This is a genomic window from Mycobacterium attenuatum (assembly GCF_900566085.1).
GTDB lineage: Bacteria > Actinomycetota > Actinomycetes > Mycobacteriales > Mycobacteriaceae > Mycobacterium > Mycobacterium attenuatum.
In genome coordinates, this window is sequence record NZ_UPHT01000087.1 from 1 (window position 1) to 1,943 (window position 1,943).

Annotated in this window: 2 protein-coding genes; one reads left to right on the forward strand and one right to left on the reverse strand. The window is 68.3% G+C overall.

The window, feature by feature from the left end; all coding sequences use genetic code 11:
* The first annotated feature begins 393 nt into the window (after positions 1-393).
* Complete coding sequence (locus EET13_RS14510) at positions 394-1,491, forward strand: sulfate/molybdate ABC transporter ATP-binding protein (RefSeq protein ID WP_122442955.1); 1,098 nt, start codon at positions 394-396, stop codon at positions 1,489-1,491.
* A gap of 103 nt (positions 1,492-1,594) precedes the next feature.
* On the opposite strand, the gene EET13_RS32805 is transcribed toward EET13_RS14510, so the two are convergent.
* On the reverse strand, positions 1,595-1,943 hold a 349-nt coding region (locus tag EET13_RS32805), incomplete at its 5' end, for a hypothetical protein (RefSeq protein WP_425294244.1).

Below are 1,943 nucleotides of genomic sequence, written 5' to 3' on the forward strand. Positions count from 1 at the left end.
TAACGCTAGGAATCGACGATCATTCCAGGGCCTGCACAGTGCTCACCGGCCGGCGGCTCGGTAACCAGGTTCCCGCCCCGGGTAACAAGATCCCCTTCACGGACACGCTGATCGACTCCCATTAGGGCTTTGTTTAGCCGACCAACCACAGCTGATACGGCGATCTGGGAGGGGCGGGCAGTAGTCCCGGCGCGGCCGCGTGCAGTTCGCACGAACGGTCCATACGAGCGGCCAAGGCTGCGCACGCCGGGCCGGTGCCACTGCGTGCTTGTCCTGGCATGGGAATGCGTCGCCTACGGTGTGATCCATGCCTGGCAGCTGCGGGGAACGGCGCTCGCGAGATCGAATCTGTGACCCGGCAGCTGTCACCGCCCGCATGCGAGATGGCCGATCGTGAGTGGGCTGCACCTTCGCGCCGCCGTGACCGGCCGCCTGCTGGACGTGGATTTCGCGGTGTCGACGGGCGAGGTGCTGGCGATCCTCGGTCCCAACGGTGCGGGCAAGTCCACCACCCTTCATGTCATTGCCGGGCTGGTCCGTCCCGATACGGGGCTGGTGCGCCTCGACAACCGAGTGTTGACAGACACCGCTGCCGGAATCGATGTGGCGACACACGACCGCCGGGTCGGGCTGCTCCTGCAGGAGCCGCTGCTGTTTCCGCATCTGAGCGTGGCCGCCAATGTGATGTTCGGACCGCTCAGCCGTCGCGGAACGTTCCGGTTCGGTCGTTCCCGGCGGCGAGCGGCCGCACTGCGCTGGTTGAGCGAGGTGGACGCGGCGCAGTTTGCTGATCGCAAGCCGCGACAGCTATCCGGTGGTCAAGCCCAGCGGGTAGCCATCGCCCGTGCCCTGGCGGCCCAGCCCGACGTACTGCTGCTCGACGAGCCGTTGACCGGCTTGGATGTGAATGCCGCCGCGGCGATACGCACGGTGCTGCGGAGCGTGGTGACCGACACCGGTTGTGCCGTCGTCCTGGTAACCCACGACTTGTTGGACGTGCTGACACTGGCCGATCGGGTGATGGTGCTCGAGTCCGGGCAGATCTCCGAAATCGGTCCGGTGGCCGATGTGCTCGCCGCGCCCCGCAGTCACTTCGGGGCGCGCATCGCCGGTATCAACCTCGTCAGCGGCACTATGGGCGCTGAGGGCGCGCTACACACACCGGCCGGCGCTCGCTGGCACGGGATCCTGACCCAAGATCTCACTGTTGGGCACGACGTGGTGGCCGTGTTCGCGCCGTCGGCGGTGGCGGTACACCTCGAACAGCCGCACGGTAGCCCCCGCAACACGGTCGAAGTAACCGTGGCAGAGGTGCAGACTCGCGGATCCGCGGTCCTGGTCCGTGGCCCCGATCAGCCCGATGGGGCCCCAGGCCTGGCCGCCAGTATCACCGTCGACGCCGCCGCAGAGTTGCGGCTGACGCCCGGAATGCGAGTGTGGTACAGCATCAAGGCTCATGAGGTGATGCTGCATCCGGCACCTCACCGGTAGGGACACCTCCGGCCATTGTCAGAGCGGCCAAAGACGAACGGCGTCGACACCGGCAGGCCATCCTTGCTTCATGGCAACAACACGGTAGGTTCGTCGCCATGTATCAGGTGGACTCCAACACGAGACGTCGCAACGGACTGTGGGCAACGCTGGCGGTCGCCACCGTCAGCAGTGCCAGCGCGCTCACCATCGCGCTGCCGGCGACCTCCCACGCCGACCCCGAGCCGGCGCCCGCGCCGGCCACCACCACAGCTGCGGCGCCACCGTCGACCACCGCGGCGGCACCGGCACCGGCAACCACTCCTGCGACGCCGCCACCGGGAACCACGAGCACGCCTGCGGCACAGCCGGGTGGGAATCCGAATGTCGCACCGCCACCGGCGGACCCCAACGCGCCGCCCCCACCCCCGGCCGACCCGAACGCGCCGCCCCCACCCGCTGCCGACCCGAAC